We start from the raw sequence: 21,675 nt of genomic DNA, 5'->3' as shown, positions 1-21,675 counted from the left end.
GCCATGGTCGGCGCCCGTATCCGCAGGACCATCCATGACCCAGACCGCCCCAAGCCCGAGCCTCGTGCAGCACATCCTGCAACGGATCGACCTTGGCCTGCTGAACCCCGGCGACGTTCTTGACGAGTCGGAGCTCGTGGCAACCTTCGGCGTCTCGCGCACCCCGGTGCGCGAGGCGATCCTTTACCTCGAGGCGCTTGGCCTGGTGCGCCGCCTGCCGCGCAAGGGCGCCGCGATCTTCCGGCCCACGCTGGAAGAATTCCTGGCGATCCTGGAGGTCCACGCCAAACTGGAAGGCCAGGCCGCCGGCCTTGCCGCCCGGCGGCTGTCACGTCAGGGCGCGGCCGATCTGGAAGCAGCCGTGCTGGCCTGCGAAAGCCATGCCCAGAACAGCCCTGATGCCGACCCGGATGGCTACTACCAGTTGAACCTCGGCTTCCATGCCTGCATCGCCCATGCCTCGGGCAATGCCGTCCTGGTCGATGCGCTGAAGACCAATGCCCGCAAGCTCTTGGCCTATTACCGCGCGCGCTATCGTTTTCCCGGCGCCATCGCGGGATCGGCCACGGAACACCGCGACATCGCCCGCCTGATCCTGGACCGCAATTCCGAGGCAGCGGAAGCCCGGATGCAGCGGCATGTCCAGTTCGATCAGGTCACCGCAATGGATTTGCTGGCCGCGCTTTCGTAGAACCGCGCGATCCACTCGCCGAAGCGCCGGCCCTCGATCGGCCGTTCCAGCGAGGCCCTGGCCTTCTGGCCCACCTCGGGCGGCAGGTCCGGCGCGAACTCCTCGACCAGCGCGGCAATGAACTCGGGCGTCATTTCGGGGTGGTGCTGGGTGGCAAAGACCCGGTCGCCGATCCGGTAAGCCGCGATCGGGCAGCCATCGGACCAGCCCAGAACCTCGGCCCCGCGCGGCAGCGCCGTCACCTGCTCGCCATGCGCCGCGGCCAAGGTGATCTCTCGGGCATCCTCGGGCATCCAGGGCGCCCGCGCGGTGAAGCGCGTGAGCGAAGTGCCCAGGATGAACGGTCCCGCATTGTGCCCGACCCGCCCACCGAGGGCCTGGGCGATGGCCTGATGGCCAAAGCACGCGCCGACCATGGGCACGGCCTTCCCATGAGCCTCGCGGATCAGGTCGAACAGCCGGCCGATCCAGTGAGCCTCGTCATTCACCGAGGCCGGGCTCCCCCCGATCAGCAGCCCGTCGAAGGCCGCCGGATCGGCAGGGAACTCGCCTTCTGTGGTGTCGTAAGCGGTCACGCTCCAGTCCGGCCGCACCCCCCGGATCAGCGCCGCGAACTTCTCGGCATCGCGGGGATGACGGGCGGCGAAGTCGCTGTTGTCCGTGTTCGTCACCAGAACCGCGATATGCATGCGGATTTTCCTTTACATGTTTATGAAATCCATAATTATACAGAAACCCCAGTTCGGCAAGGAGGATGCGATGACTGTCTGGACGCCCACGGACGACGGTTTCGCCGACCTGACAAGCCATGACACCTTCACCGCCGGCCCGCCCTTCGCCACTTTCGCGCGCTTGCGCAAAGACGACCCGATGCACTGGACGGATTACCCGGCAGGGCAAGGGTTCTGGTCCGTTACCCGGCACGCCGACATCCTGGCACTGAATGGCCAACCGGATCTGTTGTCCTCGGCCCGCGGCATCCGGATCGAGGATCAGAGCTACGAGGAATACCTCGCCCGCCGCACGTTTCAGGAAACCGATTCTCCCGAACACATGATGACGCGGGTCAAGGTCGCCAGGGCCTTTTCGAAGCCGGTGATCGCCGGCTTTGAACAGTCGATCCGCGAGCTGTGCGCTGATATCCTGGACCAGGCGCTGGAACGGGGCAATTTCGATGCGACGCGCGAAATCGCGCGCCAGTTGCCGATGCGGATGCTGGGCCGGATCGTGGGCCTGCCCGATGAGGATCTGCCCTGGCTGGTGGAAAAGGGCGATGCGCTGATCGCAAACACCGACCCGGACTTCACCACCCATGTCCTGGACAAGATGACGACGGACGAGTTCCGCATGATGCCGTTCAACTCGCCTGCCGGGGCCGAGCTTTACGTCTATGCCAAGGATCTGATGGCAAGGAAGGCGGCGGCGGGCGACACTTCGGGCGTTCTTCACCTGATCCTGCAACCGGGATCGGACGGGTCGGTCATGCCCGACCACGAGTTCCGCAATTTCTTCTGCCTGCTGGTCGCGGCGGGCAACGACACCACGCGCTATTCCATCGCGGCGGGCCTTCATGCCCTAACCGTTCAACCCGGCCTGCTGGAGCAGATCCAGTCGGGCGCGGTGGATGACACGATGGCGGACGAGATCATCCGGTGGGCGACCCCCGCGATCTACTTCCGCCGCACCGCTTCGCGCGATTTCGACATGCACGGCAAGACGGTGAAGGCCGGCGACAAGGTGGTGTACTGGTTCGCCAGCGGTAACCGCGATGACGAAGCCTTTGATCGGCCGATGCAGGTGGACCTTGCGCGCACGCCCAACCGCCATCTGTCCTTTGGTCAGGGCGGCCCACATGTCTGCCTGGGCATGTGGCTGGCCCGGCTGGAGGTGCGGGTGCTGTTCCAGGAGCTTGCCCGGCGCATCCGGTCGATCGAGGCCGATGGCGAACCGAGATTCCTGCGTTCGAACTTCGTGGGCGGCATCAAATCCCTGCCTGTCCGGGTCACGCTGCAATAGCCTGATCCGACACGGCAGCAATCAACCAGAACAGACGGGGAGACGACAATGGCAGACCGACTGAGGGTGATGTTCTGCGATCACCTGAGCCTGATGCGCGGCAAATACCTGCCCGCTTCGAAGATGACCTCGCCCGATGGCACGCGGCTGGCGCGGCCGACCTTCAGCGTTCACTGGGACAAGGACCTGATCCTGGATGCCCCGCACACCAAGTGCCGCGAGGGGATCCCCGACATGGTTCTGAAGTGGAACCCAGACGAGATCCGCGAAGGATGGGAGCCCGATACCAAGGTCGTCACCGGGGATCTGTTCGACAGCGACGGTGCGCCGCTGGTGCTGTGCCCGCGCGGCGCGCTGAAACGGGCGGTGGCCGACTGGGGGCGCCATGGCCTTTCGCCCAAGGTCGGGATCGAGCTGGAAGCCTTTGCGTTCACGCGCACGGCCGACGGCGGGCTGGAGCCGATGCACGCGCCCGGCGGGATCGTCTATGGCACCGGGCCTTTCGCCGACCCGATGGGGTTCACCGATGCGATCTGGCGTCAGGCCGAAGCCTCGGGCTTCCGGCTGGAGCTGATCACGGCGGAGTACGACACGCCCCAGTTCGAATTCACGCTGGCCTATGACGATGCGGTCAAGGCGGTGGACGAGATGGTGCTGTTCCGCCAGATGGCGCGCGAAGTGGCGCTGGCCCATGGCGTGATCCTGACCTTCCTTCCAAAGCCGATCCTGGAAAAGGGCGGCTCGGGCCTGCATTTCAACCTGTCCTTTGCCGACAAGGACGGGAAGAACGCTCTGGCGACCGGGCCAAAAGGCGGGCCGGATCACCTGAACGACATCGGACGCGGCGCCATTGCTGGCTGGATGAAGCATCACAAGGGGCTGGCCGGGCTGGTTGCGCCGACCGTGGGGTCGTACCTGAGGCTGCAACCCGCCTCGATGTCGGGCTACTGGTGCAACTGGGGCGGCGACCACCGCGGCGTGACCGTGCGCATTTCCGAAGAAGGCGGGCCCAAGACCCGCCTTGAACACCGGATGCCGGATGCCAGCAGCAACCCCTATACCGCTCTGGCCGCCGTTTTGCAGGCCGCGCGCCTGGGCTTTGAAGGCAAGTATGACCTGCCCGCGCCGGAGGCGGGTGACGGGTTCGACCGGGTGGATACCGGTGTCGGCGTGGCCGGATCCCTGGCCGAAGCGATGGACGACCTGGAAGCCGACCGCGCGCTTGGCCAGGCCGTGGGTCGTGACCTGGTGGATCACCACGTCTTCATGAAGCGGATCGAGGTGACCAAGACCGAAGGGCTGGAGGGCACTACGCTTCGCGACTACTACATCTGGTATGTGTGAGGGGGCAGCGATGAAGGCAACCTGGATTCTGCCCGACGGGCGCGAGGTCACTCATGACGTGGCCGAGGGGACGAACCTGATGCAGGTGGCGGTCGCCAACGGCATCAGGGGCATCATCGGCGAATGCGGCGGGTCGCTGTCCTGCGCCACCTGTCATGTCGTCGTGGACCCGGCCTGGGCGGAACGCGTCGGCCCCCCGGAAGGGTTCGAGGACGACATGCTGGACATGGCCGATGCCGGCCGCCAGGCCACGTCACGCCTGTCTTGCCAGATCCGGATGAGGCCCGACCTGGACGGTATCGTCGTTCACGTTCCAGAGTCCTAGAACGCCCGGATCCTAGAACGCCTGAAACCTAGACCGGCAGGCCGGAATCGGCCTTGAGCTGATCCATCACGATCTGGCTTTGCACCCTTGCCACGGCAGGGTGGGGCAGAAGGCGGTGATGGATCAGCGTATTCAGCGCCGGGAGGTCGGCACACCAGACGCGCAGCAGGTAATCGGCCTCGCCGGTCAGCGTCCAGCAGCCCACCACTTCGGGCAGGGTGCGGACCAGGCTGGCGAAGCCGCGCGCGGTTTCGGGGTTGTGCGCGGCCATCTGCACCTGAACGAAGGCCTGCACCGTCAGCCCCAACCGGCCCGGATCAAGCCGCGCGCCATAGCCGGTGATCACGCCTTCGACCTCCAGCCGTTGCCTGCGGCGCGCTGCCTGGCTGGGCGACAGGTTCAAGGCGGCCCCCAGATCCTGGGCCGTGATGTCGCCCCTGGCCTGGACCAGCGAAAGCAATCGCGAATCGACGGCATCCATCATGCGTGTTTCTCGCGCAGTTTTGGTCAATGCCGCACGATGCACGCACTGAATCCAGAAACCAAGCGAAAGGATGCGCAAACTCCTCGTCGGAATGGTGGGAAGATGAGTGTCAGACGCAGCATTTCATCCGGAGAGCGCGATGGGCCCCTTCCCGCACCTTGCCCCGAAAGCCACGATCTCGGCCAGCAACCCTGCCGGCACCGACGGCTTCGAGTTTGTCGAGTTTGCCCACCCGAACCCGGAGGAGTTGCGCGTTCTGTTTGCCCGCATGGGCTATGCGCTTGTCGCCCGCCATCGCAGCAAGGCGATCGAGCTGTGGCAGCAGGGCGACATCACCTATGTCCTGAACGACGAGCCGGGCAGCCACGCGCGCCGGTTTGTCGAAGAGCACGGCCCCTGCGCCCCCTCGATGGGTTGGCGCGTGGTCGATGCCGCCCATGCCCATGCCCATGCCGTCAGCCTGGGCGCGACCTCCTTTGACGGCCCGGGCAAGGCGCTGGACCTGCCGGCCATCGTGGGCATCGGCGGGTCTCTGATCTATTTCACCGACCAGTATGGCGAGGGGCGCCATCCTTATGCCGAGTTCGACTGGCTGGAGGCGCCGAAACCGCGTGGTGTGGGCTTCCATTACCTGGACCACCTGACCCACAACGTCCACCGCGGCAACATGGACAAGTGGTTCGATTTCTATGGCCGGCTGTTCAACTTCCGCCAGATCCGCTTCTTCGATATCGAGGGCAAGTTCAGCGGGCTGCATTCCCGCGCGCTGACCTCGCCCTGCGGCCGCATCCGGATTCCTGTGAACGAGGACCGGGGCGAGACGGGCCAGATCGTGGAGTACCTCAAGCGCTACAACGGGGAGGGCATCCAGCATATCGCGGTGGGGGCCGAGGACATCTATGCGGCGACCGATGCCATTGCGGACAACGGGGTGAAGTTCATGCCCAAGCCGCCGATGGCCTACTACGACTTGTCCAGGACGCGCGTCACGGGACATGAGGAGCCGATCGACCGGATGGCGAAGCATGGCATCCTGATTGATGGCGAGGGCGTGGTGGATGGGGGCGAGACCCGCATCCTGCTGCAAATCTTCTCGAAGACGGTGATCGGGCCGATCTTTTTCGAGTTCATCCAGCGCAAGGGCGACGACGGGTTTGGGGAGGGCAACTTCCGCGCGCTGTTCGAGAGCATCGAGCAGGACCAGATCGACCGGGGCGTGCTGAAGGCGGGCTGAGCCCCGCCGGACGGCCCCAGTGCGGGTAAGGGCGTCCGAGCTCGGACGCCTGGCCCAGCTAAATGATTACAGTGGGTTACGGACTCGGATTAACTTGGACTTAAGGATTGTCCGAGGCTGGAGGCGGGGTGCCCGCGCGCCGCTCCCGCGGCTTGCCGCAGGGTCATCCTGACCCGGCGGGGCGTCGGTCAGTTGGGTCAGGCCGTGATCCGGCAAGCCATTCGCAACGGCGCGCAAGGCGGTGAGGTCTTGCTGTTGCGTTGCCTGTGCGAAGCTCGGGGTCCAAGGGCCGCAGCGCAGCCCTGCGGCATCGTCCGGGCTGATGCAATTGCACTATGGCGCGGGCCCCGCAGATCGCAAATCCTGAGCCTGCGCAACAGACGGGGCCCGCCATGCCGACTGCCTTCTATTTCGACGAGCTTTGCCTTTGGCACACCACGGGCGAACATGTGATCATTGCCCCGGTCGGCGGCTACCTGCAGCCACCTTCGGGCGCCGGTCATGCCGAGGGGCCGGAGACCAAGCGCCGCCTGAAGAACCTGGTCGAGGTTTCGGGCCTTGGCGCCGCTCTGGACTGGCGCCGCGCCGCGCCGGTCAGCCGTGCCGAGATGGAGCGCATCCATACCGCCGCCTATCTGGACAAGTTCAAGGCGCTGTCGGATGCCGGCGGCGGCAATGCCGGCCATTACTCGCCCTTCGGTCGCGGCAGTTTCGAGATCGCCGCCCTGTCGGCCGGTCTGGTGAAGCAGGCGGTGTCGGACGTGTTTCATCGCCGCGTGGACAATGCCTATGTCCTGTCGCGTCCGCCGGGACACCATTGCCTGCCCGATGCCTCGATGGGGTTCTGCCTGCTGGCGAACATTCCCATCGCGATCGAGGCGCTGCGGGCCGAGGCCGGGCCGCTGCGGGTGGCGGTGGTGGATTGGGACGTACACCACGGAAACGGCACCGAAGCCTGCTTCTACGACCGCGACGACACGCTGACCATTTCGCTGCATCAGGAAAACTGCTTCCCGCCGACCCAGGGCGGCACCGCGGACCGGGGGCGCGGCAAGGGCGAGGGATTCAACCTGAACATCCCGCTTCTGCCCGGCGGCGGCCACCAGACCTATCTGGACGCGCTGGACCTTCTGGTCGAACCGGCGCTGCGCGCCTTCCGACCCGACCTGATCATCGTGGCCTCGGGGCTGGACGCCAATGCCTTCGACCCGCTGGCCCGGATGCAGGCCCATTCGGAGACCTTCCGCCATCTTGCGACCCGGCTTCACGCCCTGGCGGGCGAGTTGTGCGGCGGGCGCATCCTGGCCGCGCATGAGGGCGGTTATGCCGAAGGATATGTTCCCTTCTGCGGGCTGGCCGTGATCGAAAGCTTTGCCGGCCAGCGCACCCCCGTCGAGGATCCGTTCCTGGGCATCCTGACCGAACAGCAGCCCCCCGCAGATTTCATAGCCTTCCAGCGCGCCCGGCTGGAACGGCAGGCGCGCGAGGCCGGGCTCGGCTGAGCCGGGTCGGCAAGACATGGTGCAAATGCATCATTTACAGCGTGGGGCGTGGATGGCCCCAATAGGTGAAACGTCAAGGAGCCGGCGCACCCGGCCCGCCACCAGACCAGGGAGGTCGCAATGCCCGCACTGAACCGCCGCAGCTTTCTGATGACCACCGCCGCGACCATGGGCGCTGTTGCGCTGTGGTCGCCGGCGCTGGCGGCCGATCCGATCGTGATCGGCGTGCCGACTGCCCAATCCGGCCCTGTGGGCGTGGCCGACCAGCAGGACTGGCTGAACGGCGTGACCATGGCCGTGGAAGAGATCAACGCCAATGGCGGGGTGAACGGCCGTCCGCTGGAAATCAAGGTCGTGGACATCGACCTTCTGACGCCCGAGGGCACGGTTGCCGCCTTCCAGAGCCTGGTCGAGGGAGGCGTGCACGCGCTGGCCCATTCCTTTGCCATCATCCCGCAGCCTGCGATGGACGTGGCGGCTTCGAACGGAGTGCCCTACCTGCATGGCAACACCTCGCAGGCCAGCGTGGATCTGGTGAAGGCCAACCCCGAGAAATACCGCAACATCTTTCAGATCGACGTGGCCGAAACCTGGTATGGCGCCGGCTTCATCAAGTTCCTGTCGCAGCAGAAGGCCGCGGGCTGGGTGCCCAAGAACAACCGCGTCGACATCGTGCAGGAGCAGATCGGCTATACCCAGGTCATCTCGCAGGCGACCCAGGCCGCCATTGCCGCATCGGGCGGGGAATGGGAGCTGGGCAAGGTGATCGACATCCAGTTCCCGGTGCAGGACTGGGCGCCCGTCGTGCAGCAACTGAAGGAATCCGACGCCGGGGTCATCATGATCGACCACTGGGTCGCGGCCGAGCTTGCCTCGTTTGCGCAAGCCTATGTTCTGGACCCGACGCCCGGCGCGCTGGTCTACCTGCAGTACGGCCCTTCGCAGCCCGAGTTCCTGGACCTGGCCGGCGATGCGGCGGAAGGCTTTGTCTGGGGTTCGGTCATCGGGGTCTATGCCGACGAGCAGGGCATGGCGTTCCGCGATGCCTACAAGGCAAAGTATCCGGGCACGATGGGGATGGTCTATACCGGTTCGGGCTATGACACGGTGCATATCCTGGCCAAGGCCTGGGAAACCGCCGACCCTTCGGATTTCGATGCGGTAGGGCAGGCGATCAAGGGCATCACCTATCGCGGCGTCAGCGGCACCTATACCTTCGCCAACGAGGATCACACGCCGCTGAGCTATCCCAACACCACCGATGACCCGGAAGCCGGTCAGGCGCATCTGATCTTCCAGGTGCAGGACGGCGAGCACATCATCATCTCTCCCGCGACGCACAAGCAGGCCGACCTGCGGCCCGCGCCCTGGATGTAAGCCCGAGCATGGGCGAGGCGATCTTTGGCTGCCGGGGCATCGGCATTTCCTTCGGCACCCGCGCGATCCTGCGCGACGTGTCGCTGGAGGTTGCCCCGGCCGAGGTCCTGGGGCTGGTGGGGCCGAACGGTGCGGGCAAGACCTCGCTGTTCGAGATTCTCTGCGGGCGCTATACCGCCTCGGCCGGCTCGGTCTTTCTGGACGGGCGCGACATCACCCGACTGGCGGTGCATGACCGCGCCCGCGCCGGCCTGGCCCGCACCTACCAGAGCCCGGTGGTGCCCGGCGCCCTGACCATTGCCGAAACCTTTCGCGCCGCCCGGTTTTCGCACCGTCCGTTCAAGACGCGCATGGATGCGGAATGGGCTTGCCACCTGGCCGGGTTTCACCAGCCCTGGGACCGGCTGGCCGGATCGCTTGACACCTTCGACCGGCGCAAGCTGCTGCTGGCCTGCCTGCTGATCCGCAAGCCACGGGTGCTGTTGCTGGACGAACCGGCCTCGGGCCTCATCAACTCGGAAATCGACGAGCTGGATCTGATCATCCGCCGGCTGGTGGATGAATACCGCATCGCCGCGATCCTGATCGAGCACCGGCTGGAGCTTCTGTCCGCCATCGCCGACCGCGCGGTGGTGCTTGACATGGGGGAAGTGATCGCCACCGGCACCCCGCGCGAGGTCTTTGACGACCCGCGCGTGCTTGCCGCCTATTTCGAGGCGCCCGCGCATGGCTGACATTCTGGAAATCGACGGGCTGACGGCGGGTTACGGACCGCTGCGGGTGCTGCACGACGTGTCGTTCCGCGTGGCCGAGGGCGAGAGGGTCGGGCTGGTGGGGCTGAACGGCCACGGCAAGACCACGCTGCTGCGGGCGGTGGCCAGCCTGGTGGGCTGGCAATCCGGCTCGATCCGCCTGGCCGGGCGCGAGATCGGCGGAACGCGGTCCACCGGGCCGGGCCGCCGCACGCCCGGCATCGTGCGCGCCGGGCTGGCCATGGCACCGCAGGGCGACGCGATCTTTCCGGGCCTGACCGTGGCGCAGCATCTGGATTGCGGCGCCTATACGCCCAAGGCCTGGGCCGAACGGCGGCGGCGGCGCGAGATGGTGTTCGACATCTTCCCGCCGCTGCGCAAGCTGGAGCACGCGCTGGTCGGCCGCCTTTCGGGCGGCGAGCGGCGCATGGTTTCGGTTGGGCGCGCGCTGATGGTGGAGGCGAAGCTCTACCTGATCGACGAGCCCTCGCTGGGGCTTGCCCCGAAGATCTCGGCCAGCGTGATCGAGGCGCTGTTCGCGCTGCCGCAGGACGGGCGGGCCATGGTGATCGCGGAGCAGAACGTGGCGCTTCTGTCGGGCCGGGTGGACCGGATGGTGGGGATGCATGCGGGCCGGCTGCGGGGCGATGTCGGCCATGTGAGCCTGCACTGATGGATACCGTCTTCATCACCATCGTGCACGGGCTGAACCTGGCCGCGATCTATGGGCTGATGGCCATCGGCATCAGCCTGCTCTGGTCGTCGATCGGCATGATCAACATGGCGCATGGCGCGACCTTCGCCGTGTCAGGTTATGCGGCCTGGCTTGTTTCAGATGCGCTGAAGGCAACGATCCTGGCCGCGTTCGGCAAGACGGCGCTTGGCACGGCCGCCACCGCCGGGGTCACTTTGGCCACCGGCACCCTGGCCGGGGCGGCCATGGGGGCGCTGATCTATGCGCTGGCGTTCCTGCCGATCCACGACAAGCCGAACTTCGCGGTGCGCAGCCTGATCGTGACGCTGGCGATCAACCTGGCCACCGTGCAGGCGCTTTTGTGGTGGTTCGGGCCGAAGCAGAAGAACCTGCCCAAGATCTTTGGCACCGGGAAGGTGGACCTGGGTTTCGTCTCGGCGCGCTATGACCAGATCGGCGCGATCCTGTCCACCGCGCTGATCCTGGCGCTGGTGCTGGCCTGGCTCCGGGTCAGCCGGAAGGGGCTGGAAATCCGCGCCATGATGCAGAACCCCGAGGGCGCGGTGCTGTCCGGCATCTCGGTGCGGCGCACCGCCCTGCCCGTGACCATGCTGACCGGCGCGCTGGCGGGGCTTGCCGCGGTGCTGCTGAGCCAGACGATCTTCGTCTCGCCCACCAGCGGCGCGATGCCGCTGATCAAGGGGCTGACCATCGCCCTGCTGGGCGGGCTTGGATCGGTTCCGGGCGCCGTGGCGGGTGCGGTGATCATCGGTTTCCTTGAAGCCTCGATCGGCGCCATCCCGTTCCTGGGCCAGCGCTATGTGCTGTTCGGCACCTTCGTCTTCATCATCGCCGTGCTGATCGTGCGCCCCCGCGGCATCGGCGGCCTGCTGGACGAGGCCCGGAAATGACCATGCGCAAGTTCCACGAGATCGGTCAGCGCCCGCAAGAGATCGTCCTGCGTCCAGAGGGCGACCGGCCCCTGACCCGCACGAGGCTGCCCTTCACCCGCCGCCATCTGCTGAAATGGCGGTCGCGGCTGAACCCCAAGACGCTGGACCAGGAACGGATGCTGGCCGACAAGCGCCCGCTTTGGTGGGCGATCGCGCTTGGGCTTCTGGCGGTGTCTGCGCCCTTCCTTTCGAACCAGGCGCTGACCATCGCCGCCATCTTCTGCATGTTCACCGCGATCAACGTGCTGTGGACGCTGGTGATCGGCACCGCCGGCATCTTCTCGCTGGCCACGCTGGCCATTGTCGGGATCGGCGGCTACGTCAGCGCGGCGCTGAATGTCTACTACGGCTTGCCCTGGCCCCTGATGTTCGTGGCAGGCGGGCTGGCCGGCCTTGTGGTGGGAGGGGTGCTCGCCCTGCCCTCGACGCGGCTGGACGGGCTTTACTATGCGCTGCTGACCATGGGCTTTGCCGAGATCTGCCGGGTCTTCGTGCAACAGCTGAAGGCGCTGACCGCGCAGAACGGGTCGATCAACAATGTCGGCAGCTTCATCCCCGCGGACTGGCAGTTGCAGCGCCCCGGCCTGCTTCTAGGCTTTGCCGGCGCCTTTGTTCTTCTGCTGCTGGCGCTTCTGACCTTTCGCATCGTCAATTCGGAGCGTCTTGGCATGATGCTGCAGACCGCGCGCGAGGACGAGGCCTTTGCCGAGGCGGTGGGGATCGACTATCGCCGCGCGCGGTTGCAGGTCTTCCTGATCTCGTCCGCCGGGCTTGGCGTGATCGGCGCGTTCTATGCCCAGTTCTACGGCTCGATCTCGCCCTCGGTCTTTTCGCTGGACCAGCTGATGCTGCTGTTCGCGATGATCGTGATCGGCGGGCTTGGCCGGTCCGAGGGCGCGGCCATCGGCACCGCCATCGTGGTGCTGATCGACAAGGGCCTTCTGTCCATGGGTCCGCTGCGCATCCTTCTGGTGGCGGCGATCATGCTGGTCGTCACGCTTTATCTGCACAACGGCATCGCCGGCGCCCGCGAACAGTTCCGCGGCTGGCGCCGACGCAAGCAATCCGAGGCGCGCGCGCGCCGCACCGAAAAGGGGGGCGAGATCATGCCCGAAGAAGCCATCGAATTCGCTGACAAGCAGCAAATCTACTATCGCCGCTTCCAGAAGCGCCTGCGCGACCGGCTGAAGGCGCTGATCACGCCCGAGCTGATCGAGGAGCATCGCCGCAATCCTCTGGGGCATCATTCCGACGCGCTGTCGCGGGTCCTGAACCACTTCCGCCGCGGCGAGGTGGCCGACAAATACGCGATCATGCGCCAGCCGGGCCAGTTCCACGCCTACAAGATCGTGGCCTTTTCGGGCGTACGGGGCGCGCCGCCCCGGCTGGTGGACGACCGGCTGTATACCGATCTGAACGAGGCCTATCACGCGGTCTTCCTGTTGCGCGTGAACGACCTGATGGAATCCTGAGATGACCAACACCCGTATCTTTGGCTATGCCGACCCGCTGAACGCCCGGGCGGGCGGGCGCGTCGATTTCATGATTTCGGTGGAAGGCCGCGACGAGGTGACACCGCGTCTGGTGCGGGTGCTGCATGGCGACGAAAACCCCGAAGGCCCCGGCTATGTGGAAGAAGCGGTTGACTTGGCCCTGCCAGAAACGCTGAAGGTTCGTCGCCAGTTCACGCAGGTGGGCGCCTTTGCCCGCGCGCAGGACCCTGAGGGCCGGCTGGACGGGCTGAAGAGCTTTACCCTGTTCGCCCATGTCTTCCCAACCGCTCCGAAGTCCGAACGCCAGCAGATCATGGGCCGGTGGGCCATCGACCGCGCCATGGGTTTTGGCCTGGGCATCGACCCGGACGGCCATGTCGCCCTGTGGCTGGGCGACGGGACGGAGGTGGACGAGGTCAGGACCGAGATCACGCTGGTGCCGCGCTGCTGGTACTTTGTCGCCGCCAGCTTCGATGCCGCCACCGGCCAGGCCGAGCTTTACATCATCAACTGCGTGAACCCCTGGAACAGCCGCATCTCTACCGTGGTGCCCTTCGACACGGACAGCTGGATCCGCGAAAAGCTGCGCGTGACGCCGGCGCCCACGGGAGGGGAGGCGAGTTTCAAGCTGGCCTCGGCCACTGCCTTCAACCCGGTGCGCGGCCATTACGGCGGCTTCCTGTTCAACGGCAAGATCGACCGGTCGGGGGTCTATTCCCGCGCCCTGGAGCGCGCGGAGATCGCGGCCCTTGCCTCGGGCGCCGACCCCGACCGGAGCGGGCTTCTGGCCTATTGGGACCCCACGGCCAACCTTGCGCGCGAGGGGGTGGACGACCTGATTCCGGACACGGGGCCGCATGGGTTGCACATGGCCGGCGTGAACCGGCCGGTACGCTGCATGACCGGGTTCAACTGGCGCGGCGAGGACAGCTATCGCCTGGCGCCCGAGACCTTTGGCGGGGTGCATTACCACGACGACGCGATGACCGATTGCCAGTGGGAAAGAACCTTCACGCTTGAGCTGCCGGATGACCTGAAATCCGGGGTCTATTGCCTGAAGGTCGAAGGCGGCACGGGGCAGGATTCCATCCCCTTCATCGTGCGCCCGAAGGCCCCGAAGGCAAAGCTGGCCGTCCTGCTGCCGACCTTCACCTATCTGGCCTACGGCAATGAACACCTGAGCTACGAGGCACCCATCGCGCAGGCCATCACCGCCCATACCCCGGTGATCGTGCCCGAGGATCTGGAATACAAGAAGCTGGAGGAGTTCGGTCTTTCGACCTATGACCACCATTCCGACGGGGCGGGATGCTGCTATTCCTCGTGGCGGCGCCCGATCATTACCTTGCGCCCGCGCTATCGCCTGCCGGCGATGAACTTCCCCTGGGCCCTGCCCGCGGACCTGTCGCTGATCTGGTGGCTGGACCATGCGGGCTATGACTATGACCTGATCACCGATCACGACCTGCACGCCGAAGGGCTGGATTGCCTGACGCCCTATGCCTGCGTCGTGAACGGCACCCATCCCGAATATTATTCGGAAGAGATGATGGATGCGACCGAGGACTACCTGCGCGGCGGCGGGCGGGTCATGTATCTGGGCGGAAACGGCTATTACTGGGTGACGGGCACCCGCAAGGACGCGCCGCACTGCATCGAGGTGCGCAAGCTGGACACCGGGTCGCGCGCCTGGCAGGCCGAACCGGGCGAGGGCTACCTGGCCTCGACCGGGCAGAAATCGGGGCTGTGGCGGTCGCGCGGGCGGGCACCGCAAAAGATCGTGGGACTGGGCTTCACGACCGAGGGGATGGATGAAAGCCAGCCCTTCGAACGGATGCCCGACAGCTTTCACCGCCGCGCATCGTGGATTTTCGACGGCGTGGGCGACGAGGAACCCATCGGCGATTTCGGCCTGGCCTGCGGCGGCGCCGGCGGGGTGGAACTGGACCGCTACGAGCTTGGCCTGGGCACGCCGCCCCACACGCTGCTTCTGGCCGCGACCTGGGGCCATTCCGACAACTACCCGCTGGTGTCGGAGGAGGTGACCTATGCCTTCCCCGGCCGCGGCGGCACCCAGGATGCCCAGGTGCGCGGCGACATGATCTATTTCACCACGCCCAACAACGGCGCCTGCTTCGCCGCGGGCTCGATCGCCTGGTCGCAGGCCCTTCCCTGCCACGGGGGCGAGAACAACGTGGCCCGAATCATGCGCAACGTGTTGAATGCCTTTCTCAAGGATCAGGCGCTTCCCGGCAGCCAGTTCACCGGGGACGAGAAGCTCTGGCGGTAGGGAGACGCATGGCGATCGGCATTTCCGGCTTCTCGCGCTTCATCACCGAGATGAACGACCGGGCCCTGACCGAGGATGCCGAGGGTCTGGCGCAATGGGCGGTGGAGGATCTGTCGCGGACGCTGGGGTTCGATGCGGCCTGGTATGGCTGGGCGACGCTGCGGCCCGAAGGCGTGACGGTCTATGCCAATGCCACGCTGAACCTGCCCGACGGGTTCTATGACTACTGGCGCACCATGTCCCACCAGGATCTGCTGGCGCGCACCATGATCGAGAACCCCGGCACGGTCGCCATCTATGACCGCCGCCAGCAGCGCCAGACCGACGGGATGGAAGACCTGTCCGACCGTTTCGGGCTGCGCCGGATGAGCACGGCGATGAACGGCAGCTATGGCGACTATGCGGCCTTCTACATTTCGTCCTACCGCGTGGGAGACCATGCCCGGCCGCTGAACGAGGCCGAGCTGGATTTCCTGCAATGCGCGGTGGACCAGCTTTCCTCGGCGATGAAGCTGACCACCAACCTGCCCGGCCATACCCCGCCGCCCGGATCTGTGACCATCCTGGTCAGCGAAACCGGCATCGGGCTTCTGGGCCTGCCGGCGCTGCGCCAGCAGTTCGGGGAGATCTGGCCGCGCTGGACCGGCGACCACCTGCCCGAACAGCTGGCCCGGCTGATCGGCCTGCCCGGCCAGCACATTCTGCCCGACCGCGATCTGGTGGTGCAGGTCGAAGCCGCTCCAAGATTCTGCCGTATGGGCCTGCACCGGCTGACCCTGCGCCGCCTGAACCGTTTCGACCTGCTGACCGCCCGCGAGCGCGAGGTGGCCCGCGCGCTCGCAAAGGGCCACAGCCACAAGGAGGTGGCGCGCCTTCTGGGCCTGTCGCCGGCCACGGTGCGCAACCAGACGCAGTCCATCTACAGCAAGCTGATGATCGACAACCGTTCCGCGCTGACCTCCATCGTCCAGGCCTGCTGACCGGGCGCCGATCCCCCCTCGTTCCGCGGCCCCTACAGCACCACGATCCCCGTGTGCTTGGCCTTGTTCTCTGGCTCCACATGGATCGTCACGATCACGTCCTCAACCGCCGCCTTGATGGCGGCCTCTACCCGGTCGCACATGTCGTGGGCCTGGGTCACGGTCAGGTCGCCGGGGACCACAAGGTGGAACTCGATGAAGATGGCCTGGCCCGCATGGCGGGTGCGGAGGTCATGGGCCTCGACCGCGCCGACCGCCTCGCGCGAGATGATGTCGCGGACGGTGGCGAGGGTTTCGGTCGAGAGGGATTCGTCCATCAGCCCGCTCATGGATTCGCGGATCACCTTCCAGCCGGACCACAGGATGTTGAGCGCGACCAGCGCGGCCATGCCTGGGTCGAGCACGGCCCAACCGGTTTCGATGGCGATCAGCACGCCGAAGGTGACGCCGACCGAGGAGACCACGTCGGAGAGAAGGTGCTTGCCGTCGGCGACCAGCGCGGGCGAGCGGCGCTTGCGGCCCTGCGAGATGAGCACCCAGCACCAGATGCCGTTGAGGATGCTGGCGGCGACATTGATGGCCAGGCCGGAGAGCGGTGCTTCCAGCGGGCGGGGATTGGTGAAGCCGTGCCAGGATTCGCGCAGGATGAGGAGGGCGGCGATGATGATCATCACGCCTTCAAGGATGGCCGAGAAGAACTCGGCCTTGGTGTGGCCGTAGGGGTGGTTGGCATCGGCCGGCAGGGCAGCGACGCGGATGGCGATGAGCGCGGCGAAGGCGGTGGCGACGTTGACGGTGCTTTCCAGCGCGTCGGACAAGAGCGCGATGGAGCCGGTCATGCGCCAGGCGAGGAGCTTCAGCGCCAGGACGACGACACCGACGACGATGCTGCCGATGGCAAGGCGAATCACGGGGGTCATGGCGCGGCTCTGGGTTCGGGAGAGGGGGGCGCCTTAGCAGGTGCAGCGAAACGGGGCAACAGATTGGTGAGGCTTGCGAATGCCTCGCAAGATCAAGGGGATGCGTCAGCGCCTTGTGCGGCTGAGGAATTCCGGGGGGCGTTTGGCGACCCAGGTGAGGAAGGCGTCCATGCGGCCGTCGGCGCGGATGGCCTCGATGCTGGGGAAGCGGCGGGCGAGTTCGGTCTCGGAGAAGCGGGCGTGGATTTCCTTGTGGCAGAGGTGATGCAGAAGGACGGTCGGCCCGCCCTTGCCGCCCTTGGCCCGTGGCACCAGGTGGTGCAGGCTTTGCGGCGCGCCGGGCGGGATCGGGCGGAGGCAGAGCGGGCAAGTCGGGCTGGCTTCGGGCATGGCTTGTCTGCGGCGGCGGGTGCTGCGAGATCTGGCGCGGGCATGGGGGCAAGGCAAGTGGATGCGCTGGTGATCGGGGCGGGGCCCGCGGGGCTGATGGCGGCCGAGGCGCTGGCTGTGGCCGGGCGGCGGGTCGTGGTGGCAGAGGCCAAGCCTTCGCCCGCGCGGAAGTTCCTGATGGCGGGGAAGAGCGGGCTGAACCTGACGAAGGACGAGGCCCTGCCGGTCTTTGCCGCGCGGTACGGCAATGACTGGATGGCGCCGATGCTGGCGGCGTTCGGGCCGGGCGAGGTGATGGAATGGGCGCGGGGGCTGGGGCAGGAGGTGTTTACCGGCTCGTCGGGGCGGGTGTTTCCGGTGGCGATGAAGGGCTCGCCCCTGTTGCGGGCATGGGCGCGGCGGCTGGAGGGGCTGGGGGTCGAGCTGCGCACGCGCTGGCGCTGGACGGGGTGGGCGGGCGATGCGCTGGCCTTCGACACGCCCGAGGGCGCGCAGGCGGTGGCACCGGGGGTGACGGTGCTGGCGCTTGGCGGGGCAAGCTGGGCGCGGTTGGGATCGGATGCCGCCTGGGTGCCGTGGCTGCAGGCGAAGGGCGTTGAGGTCGCACCGTTCCGGCCGGCGAACATGGGGCTGCGGGTGGACTGGTCGGCCCATATGGCGCGGCAGTTCGGGCAGGCGGTGAAGGGGGCGCGGCTGGTGGCGGGGCCTTTGTCGGACCGGGGGGAGTTCGTGATTTCGGCCCGGGGGCTGGAGGGCGGGGGGATCTATGCCGTGTCAAGCGCGGTGCGGGACGGGGCAGAGCTGGTCATCGACCTGCGGCCCGACATGGGCGAGGCGGAGGTGGCGGCGCGGCTGGACCGGATGAAGCCGGGCGAGAGCGCGGCGAACCGGCTGCGCAAGCTGGGTCTTTCGGTGCCAGCCGTGGCGCTGGTGCAGGAATGGGGACGCGGTCAGCCGCTGGCGCAGGCCGTGAAGCGGCTGGTGGCGCGGCCTCAGGGGCCGCGGCCGCTGGACGAGGCGATTTCCTCGGCCGGGGGGATCACGCGGGCGGCGGTGACCGAGGGGCTGGAGCTGTGCGCCCTGCCGGGGGTCTTTGTGGCGGGCGAGATGCTGGACTGGGAGGCGCCGACCGGGGGCTACCTGCTGACCGGCTGTCTGGCGACGGGGCTATGGGCAGGTCGGGCGGCTAGCCGCGCCGGATGACCCTCAGCGCATCGCCCACCGCCACCTCGCCATCCTGTTCCACGGCGCAGAGGATGCCGCGCAGGCGCAGGTCGGGGTGGCCGGGGGCATCGACCCAGGCGCGGGCGGCGGCGCCGTAGCGGGCCTTCCACTTGGCGCAGCCGTCGTTGAACAGGGCCGAGACGCGCAGCACCGCCGTGCCCGCGGCCAGGAGCGTGCCGGGCGGCAGGTTGGCGGTGGAGCAGTCGAGGTCGGCCACGATGGGATCGCCGGGGTGGACCGTGCCCTCGCGGTCGCGCCAGACGAGATCGAGCACGCGGAGCGGCAGGATCGAGACCTGGATCTCGGGGTCGGGGCTTCCGTCGGGGAGCTGGAGCCAGGGTTCGGTCAGCCAGCGGTCGCCGGGGATGCCTTCGGCGCGGGTCAGGCGCAGGCGGTCGGGGAAGCTGCGCTGGTTGCGGGCGGGGCGGAAGCAGAGGCTGTCCACCACGGTTTCGTCCTTCGGGGCGGCCAGCACATGCGGAAGCGCGTCGGCGAGTTCCTGGGCGGTGATGTGCATGGGGGCCTCAGACAAGCGAAATGAGAAGGGCGATGACCAGCGCCGCGCCCCAGGCGCGCCAGAGCGCCAGAACGGCGGCGTCGATCTCGTCGGGGCCGATGTCGCGGCGGCCTTCGGGCCAGACCCAGGGATAGTCGCGCCGTTCGCCGTGATAGCTGCGCGGGCCGGAGAGGGAGACGTTCAGCACCACGGCCATTGCCGCCTCGGGCCAGCCGGCATTGGGCGAGCGGTGCAGAACGGCATCGCGGCGGATCGGGCGGCTGTCGAACCAGCCGTGGGCGACGGCGATCAGCACGGCGGTGAGGCGCGCGGGGATCCAGTTCAGCACATCGTCCAGCCGCGCCGAGGCCCAGCCGTAGGATTCGTACTGCGGGGTGCGGTGGCCGACCATGCTGTCGGCGGTGTTGATGGCCTTGTAGATCATCATGGCGGGCAGGCCGCCCACGAGGAACCAGAAGGCGGGGGCGATCACGCCGTCGGACAGGTTTTCGGCGGCGCTTTCGATGGCGGCGCGGGCGACATCGGGGCGGGTCATGTTTGCGGTGTCGCGGCCCACGATCATGGCCACGGCGCGGCGGCCATCGGCGAGGGAGAGGCGGAGCGCGTCGGCCACGGCGCGGACGTGTTGGGACAGGCTGCGCTGCGCGAGGAGGATGGCGGCGACGATCAGTTCCAGAAGGCCGAAATCGGGTACGGCCGCGATGAGGCCGCCGATGAGCCCGGCACCGAGGCAGAGGAGGATGACGGAGACCACGCCCTTGGCCTTGCGGCCCTCGCCCCGGTTCAGGCGGCGGTCGAGCCATTCGACCGCGCGGCCCATCAGCACGGCGGGATGCGGCCAGCGGTTCCAGAGCCAGCCGGGCTCGCCCAGGGCGGCGTCGACCAGCATCGCGGGGGCCAGAAGGGATGCGCTCATCGTCCGACCTCGTTCAGCGCGGCGGAGAGCCGCTGCCAGTGTTGCGGTGTGCCCGGCAGGCCCAGCCTGAGCCAGCGGGAAGAATAGGGGAAGACCCGGCCCAGGATCCGGTGCCGGGCGAGGCCATCCTGCCACGCCTGCGCATCGCCCGTGTCATACAGGCGGAACAGGTCGGTGCCGCCGACCAGTGTGGCGCCGCGGGCGGTGACGAGCGCATCCAGCCGGCTGGCGTCTTCCGCGAGGCGGCAGCGGGTGGCTTCGGTCCAGACGGGATCGGTCAGGGCGGCAGTGGCGATGGCCAGCGCGGGGCCGGAGACCGGCCAGGGGCCAAGGCGGGTGGCGAGTTGCTGGATCAGCGCCGGGTCGCCGATGGCGAAGCCCAGGCGCAGGCCGGCGAGTCCCCAGAACTTGCCGAAGCTTTTCAGGACGACGGTGCTGGGCCGGGCGGCCAGGGCGATGAGGCTTTGGCCGGGCGTCACCTCGCCGAAGCTTTCGTCGATGATGGCCAATGCGGAGGCGTCGATCTGGTCCGCGCGCCAGAGCCGGCCATCGGGGTTGTTAGGGTGGACGGCGACCATCGCCTGCGCCGGGCCTTCGGTCAGCGTCCAGCCGGCGGCGCGGAAGGCGCGGGCATGTTCGTTGTAGGTGGGGCCGTCGATGCGCACTTGGGCCGGCGGAAGCAGGTGGGGCAGCAGGGCGATGGGAGCCGAGGCGCCGTTGGTGGCAAGGATGGCAGCGCCTTCGGGCACCTGCCAGAAGGCGCGGGCCGCGGCCTCCAGCCGTGCGGCGGCGGCGGCATCGGGCAGAGCGGTCCAGGCGTCGGCGGGCAGGTCGGGCATGGGATAGGGCGTGGGGTTGATGCCGGTGGACAGGTCAAGCCAGTCGGCGCGCGTGCCGCCCCAGCGGGCCGCCGCCGAATCGAGTCCTCCGCCGTGATCAGGCCTGCCGTCCATCCGACCCCTCTTGCCAGCCGAACCTGGGATCCTGGCGGCGGGACAGAACCCGATCGGAGGACCGCGCGCAACGCCCCAGCCGGAAATCGCCCCGTCAGACGGGCCTGCGGAACAGATTGACCTTGCGGCAGATGCGGGAATGACACAATCTTGTCGTACTGCGATGCACTGCCGCAACACCCCGGATATCTGCCGGAATCATGACCGCTTTCCATTGATATTGAACGTTTCTGACGCACAATTTGACTCAAGGAGGCATTGCCATGTTCGAGTTTCTGTCCCGTGAACTTCGCGAGGGTCTGGAACAGGCCCGCCTTATGCAACGCCGCCGCAAGTCGCGCCTGCGGGTTCAGGTGGGCGATGCCGTCTTCCCGGTGCTGCGGCTTTGGCATGACGGCATGGCACTGGATGCGACTCTGACCCCGCGGCTGCGCGGGCTGGTCGATGTGTACGACGGGTCGCGGCCGATCCTGCAGTGCCTGATCGTGGCCAGCAGCGAACAGAATGGCGAGCTGGTCTGCACGTTCAAGCGGTCCACCGCCGCACGGGATTCCGCACCGCTGGATTTCTGGCGGGATGACAGCGGGCCGGTCGGATACCTGCCCAAGGCATAGGGGGAC

General features: G+C 67.3%; 22 protein-coding genes. 15 read left to right on the top strand and 7 right to left on the bottom strand.

What is annotated here, in order from left to right; genetic code table 11:
* The first annotated feature begins 34 nt into the window (after nt 1-34).
* On the top strand, nt 35-691 hold the full coding sequence (locus JO391_RS18915) for a GntR family transcriptional regulator (RefSeq protein WP_220661955.1): 657 nt from the start codon (nt 35-37) through the stop codon (nt 689-691).
* On the opposite strand, the gene JO391_RS18910 is transcribed toward JO391_RS18915, so the two are convergent.
* On the bottom strand, nt 652-1,380 hold the full coding sequence (locus JO391_RS18910) for a type 1 glutamine amidotransferase (RefSeq protein ID WP_220661954.1): 729 nt from the start codon (nt 1,378-1,380) through the stop codon (nt 652-654). The genes JO391_RS18915 and JO391_RS18910 overlap by 40 nt on opposite strands.
* 70 nt (nt 1,381-1,450) lie before the next feature.
* On the opposite strand from JO391_RS18910, the gene JO391_RS18905 reads away from it, so the two are divergent.
* Genes JO391_RS18905 through JO391_RS18895 form a run of 3 tightly spaced genes read left to right on the top strand, consistent with a single transcriptional unit; the run spans nt 1,451 to nt 4,376 of the window.
* The gene (locus tag JO391_RS18905) at nt 1,451-2,707 is read left to right on the top strand and encodes a cytochrome P450 (RefSeq protein WP_220661953.1); all 1,257 of its coding nucleotides are present in this window, start codon (nt 1,451-1,453) and stop codon (nt 2,705-2,707) included.
* 48 nt (nt 2,708-2,755) lie between these two features.
* A complete protein-coding gene (locus tag JO391_RS18900; RefSeq protein WP_220661952.1) occupies nt 2,756-4,051 on the top strand; it encodes a type I glutamate--ammonia ligase in 1,296 nt (431 codons plus the stop codon).
* A gap of 10 nt (nt 4,052-4,061) precedes the next feature.
* Nucleotides 4,062-4,376, top strand: coding sequence for a 2Fe-2S iron-sulfur cluster-binding protein (locus tag JO391_RS18895; protein ID WP_220661951.1), 315 nt, complete (start codon nt 4,062-4,064; stop codon nt 4,374-4,376).
* 28 nt (nt 4,377-4,404) lie between these two features.
* Here the strand turns inward: JO391_RS18895 and JO391_RS18890 are convergent, their stop codons facing one another.
* Nucleotides 4,405-4,860 carry an Lrp/AsnC family transcriptional regulator gene (locus JO391_RS18890; RefSeq protein WP_220661950.1) on the bottom strand — a complete coding sequence of 152 codons (456 nt, stop codon included), beginning with the start codon at nt 4,858-4,860 and terminating at the stop codon, nt 4,405-4,407.
* Nucleotides 4,861-4,999: 139 nt separating this feature from the next.
* Between JO391_RS18890 and hppD the strand changes: the two genes are divergently transcribed.
* The 9 genes from hppD to JO391_RS21625 all read left to right on the top strand — a co-directional run bounded on the left by hppD (nt 5,000) and on the right by JO391_RS21625 (nt 16,135).
* Nucleotides 5,000-6,094 (top strand): 4-hydroxyphenylpyruvate dioxygenase, encoded by a 1,095-nt coding sequence (hppD, locus tag JO391_RS18885; protein ID WP_220661949.1) that lies wholly within the window; start codon nt 5,000-5,002, stop codon nt 6,092-6,094.
* A gap of 392 nt (nt 6,095-6,486) precedes the next feature.
* Nucleotides 6,487-7,596, top strand: coding sequence for a histone deacetylase-like amidohydrolase (locus JO391_RS18880; protein ID WP_220661948.1), 1,110 nt, complete (start codon nt 6,487-6,489; stop codon nt 7,594-7,596).
* A gap of 120 nt (nt 7,597-7,716) precedes the next feature.
* Complete coding sequence (locus JO391_RS18875; protein ID WP_220661947.1) at nt 7,717-8,973, top strand: ABC transporter substrate-binding protein; 1,257 nt, start codon at nt 7,717-7,719, stop codon at nt 8,971-8,973.
* Between the two features lie 8 nt (nt 8,974-8,981).
* Nucleotides 8,982-9,707 carry an ABC transporter ATP-binding protein gene (locus JO391_RS18870; RefSeq protein WP_220661946.1) on the top strand — a complete coding sequence of 242 codons (726 nt, stop codon included), beginning with the start codon at nt 8,982-8,984 and terminating at the stop codon, nt 9,705-9,707.
* Nucleotides 9,700-10,398, top strand: a complete 699-nt coding sequence (locus JO391_RS18865) for an ABC transporter ATP-binding protein (protein WP_220661945.1) — start codon at nt 9,700-9,702, stop codon at nt 10,396-10,398. The genes JO391_RS18870 and JO391_RS18865 overlap by 8 nt, the downstream gene beginning before the upstream one ends.
* Nucleotides 10,398-11,330 (top strand): branched-chain amino acid ABC transporter permease, encoded by a 933-nt coding sequence (locus tag JO391_RS18860; protein WP_220661944.1) that lies wholly within the window; start codon nt 10,398-10,400, stop codon nt 11,328-11,330. The genes JO391_RS18865 and JO391_RS18860 overlap by 1 nt, the downstream gene beginning before the upstream one ends.
* Nucleotides 11,327-12,844 carry a branched-chain amino acid ABC transporter permease gene (locus JO391_RS18855; RefSeq protein ID WP_220661943.1) on the top strand — a complete coding sequence of 506 codons (1,518 nt, stop codon included), beginning with the start codon at nt 11,327-11,329 and terminating at the stop codon, nt 12,842-12,844. Before JO391_RS18860 ends, JO391_RS18855 begins: the two co-directional genes overlap by 4 nt.
* A gap of 1 nt (nt 12,845) precedes the next feature.
* Nucleotides 12,846-15,155: a N,N-dimethylformamidase beta subunit family domain-containing protein gene (locus tag JO391_RS18850; RefSeq protein ID WP_220661942.1), complete on the top strand. Its 2,310-nt coding sequence runs from the start codon at nt 12,846-12,848 to the stop codon at nt 15,153-15,155.
* An 8-nt stretch (nt 15,156-15,163) separates the two neighbouring features.
* Nucleotides 15,164-16,135 (top strand): response regulator transcription factor, encoded by a 972-nt coding sequence (locus JO391_RS21625; protein WP_259444753.1) that lies wholly within the window; start codon nt 15,164-15,166, stop codon nt 16,133-16,135.
* Nucleotides 16,136-16,167: 32 nt separating this feature from the next.
* On the opposite strand, the gene JO391_RS18840 is transcribed toward JO391_RS21625, so the two are convergent.
* The gene (locus JO391_RS18840; protein WP_220661941.1) at nt 16,168-17,055 is read right to left on the bottom strand and encodes a cation diffusion facilitator family transporter; all 888 of its coding nucleotides are present in this window, start codon (nt 17,053-17,055) and stop codon (nt 16,168-16,170) included.
* A 105-nt stretch (nt 17,056-17,160) separates the two neighbouring features.
* Nucleotides 17,161-17,445 (bottom strand): HNH endonuclease, encoded by a 285-nt coding sequence (locus tag JO391_RS18835; protein ID WP_220661940.1) that lies wholly within the window; start codon nt 17,443-17,445, stop codon nt 17,161-17,163.
* Between the two features lie 57 nt (nt 17,446-17,502).
* Here JO391_RS18835 and JO391_RS18830 point away from each other — a divergent pair, with 57 nt between their 5' ends.
* The gene (locus tag JO391_RS18830) at nt 17,503-18,648 is read left to right on the top strand and encodes a TIGR03862 family flavoprotein (protein WP_220664627.1); all 1,146 of its coding nucleotides are present in this window, start codon (nt 17,503-17,505) and stop codon (nt 18,646-18,648) included.
* Here JO391_RS18830 and JO391_RS18825 read toward each other — a convergent pair.
* Genes JO391_RS18825 through cobD form a run of 3 tightly spaced genes read right to left on the bottom strand, consistent with a single transcriptional unit; the run spans nt 18,632 to nt 21,055 of the window.
* Complete coding sequence (locus JO391_RS18825) at nt 18,632-19,186, bottom strand: MOSC domain-containing protein (RefSeq protein WP_220661939.1); 555 nt, start codon at nt 19,184-19,186, stop codon at nt 18,632-18,634. The genes JO391_RS18830 and JO391_RS18825 overlap by 17 nt on opposite strands.
* A gap of 7 nt (nt 19,187-19,193) precedes the next feature.
* Nucleotides 19,194-20,102, bottom strand: coding sequence for an adenosylcobinamide-phosphate synthase CbiB (cbiB, locus tag JO391_RS18820; RefSeq protein WP_220661938.1), 909 nt, complete (start codon nt 20,100-20,102; stop codon nt 19,194-19,196).
* Nucleotides 20,099-21,055, bottom strand: coding sequence for a threonine-phosphate decarboxylase CobD (gene cobD / locus JO391_RS18815; RefSeq protein WP_220661937.1), 957 nt, complete (start codon nt 21,053-21,055; stop codon nt 20,099-20,101). The genes cbiB and cobD overlap by 4 nt, the downstream gene beginning before the upstream one ends.
* 263 nt (nt 21,056-21,318) lie before the next feature.
* On the opposite strand from cobD, the gene JO391_RS18810 reads away from it, so the two are divergent.
* On the top strand, nt 21,319-21,669 hold the full coding sequence (locus JO391_RS18810; RefSeq protein ID WP_220661936.1) for a hypothetical protein: 351 nt from the start codon (nt 21,319-21,321) through the stop codon (nt 21,667-21,669).
* The last annotated feature ends 6 nt before the right edge of the window (nt 21,670-21,675 follow it).

This window comes from Neotabrizicola shimadae (assembly GCF_019623905.1).
Lineage (GTDB): Bacteria > Pseudomonadota > Alphaproteobacteria > Rhodobacterales > Rhodobacteraceae > Neotabrizicola > Neotabrizicola shimadae.
Note: the sequence above shows the minus strand (reverse complement) of the source record. Positions and strands in the feature narration are given on the sequence as shown.

Bases quoted from the DNA above. Each gene is read 5' to 3' on its own strand.
- JO391_RS18915 (WP_220661955.1), top strand. From the start codon at position 35: ATGACCCAGACCGCCCCAAGCCCGAGCCTCGTGCAGCACATCCTGCAA.
- JO391_RS18910 (WP_220661954.1), bottom strand. From the start codon at position 1,380: ATGCATATCGCGGTTCTGGTGACGAACACGGACAACAGCGACTTCGCC.
- JO391_RS18905 (WP_220661953.1), top strand. From the start codon at position 1,451: ATGACTGTCTGGACGCCCACGGACGACGGTTTCGCCGACCTGACAAGC.
- JO391_RS18900 (WP_220661952.1), top strand. From the start codon at position 2,756: ATGGCAGACCGACTGAGGGTGATGTTCTGCGATCACCTGAGCCTGATG.
- JO391_RS18895 (WP_220661951.1), top strand. From the start codon at position 4,062: ATGAAGGCAACCTGGATTCTGCCCGACGGGCGCGAGGTCACTCATGAC.
- JO391_RS18890 (WP_220661950.1), bottom strand. From the start codon at position 4,860: ATGATGGATGCCGTCGATTCGCGATTGCTTTCGCTGGTCCAGGCCAGG.
- hppD (WP_220661949.1), top strand. From the start codon at position 5,000: ATGGGCCCCTTCCCGCACCTTGCCCCGAAAGCCACGATCTCGGCCAGC.
- JO391_RS18880 (WP_220661948.1), top strand. From the start codon at position 6,487: ATGCCGACTGCCTTCTATTTCGACGAGCTTTGCCTTTGGCACACCACG.
- JO391_RS18875 (WP_220661947.1), top strand. From the start codon at position 7,717: ATGCCCGCACTGAACCGCCGCAGCTTTCTGATGACCACCGCCGCGACC.
- JO391_RS18870 (WP_220661946.1), top strand. From the start codon at position 8,982: ATGGGCGAGGCGATCTTTGGCTGCCGGGGCATCGGCATTTCCTTCGGC.
- JO391_RS18865 (WP_220661945.1), top strand. From the start codon at position 9,700: ATGGCTGACATTCTGGAAATCGACGGGCTGACGGCGGGTTACGGACCG.
- JO391_RS18860 (WP_220661944.1), top strand. From the start codon at position 10,398: ATGGATACCGTCTTCATCACCATCGTGCACGGGCTGAACCTGGCCGCG.
- JO391_RS18855 (WP_220661943.1), top strand. From the start codon at position 11,327: ATGACCATGCGCAAGTTCCACGAGATCGGTCAGCGCCCGCAAGAGATC.
- JO391_RS18850 (WP_220661942.1), top strand. From the start codon at position 12,846: ATGACCAACACCCGTATCTTTGGCTATGCCGACCCGCTGAACGCCCGG.
- JO391_RS21625 (WP_259444753.1), top strand. From the start codon at position 15,164: ATGGCGATCGGCATTTCCGGCTTCTCGCGCTTCATCACCGAGATGAAC.
- JO391_RS18840 (WP_220661941.1), bottom strand. From the start codon at position 17,055: ATGACCCCCGTGATTCGCCTTGCCATCGGCAGCATCGTCGTCGGTGTC.
- JO391_RS18835 (WP_220661940.1), bottom strand. From the start codon at position 17,445: ATGCCCGAAGCCAGCCCGACTTGCCCGCTCTGCCTCCGCCCGATCCCG.
- JO391_RS18825 (WP_220661939.1), bottom strand. From the start codon at position 19,186: ATGCACATCACCGCCCAGGAACTCGCCGACGCGCTTCCGCATGTGCTG.
- cbiB (WP_220661938.1), bottom strand. From the start codon at position 20,102: ATGAGCGCATCCCTTCTGGCCCCCGCGATGCTGGTCGACGCCGCCCTG.
- cobD (WP_220661937.1), bottom strand. From the start codon at position 21,055: ATGGACGGCAGGCCTGATCACGGCGGAGGACTCGATTCGGCGGCGGCC.
- JO391_RS18810 (WP_220661936.1), top strand. From the start codon at position 21,319: ATGTTCGAGTTTCTGTCCCGTGAACTTCGCGAGGGTCTGGAACAGGCC.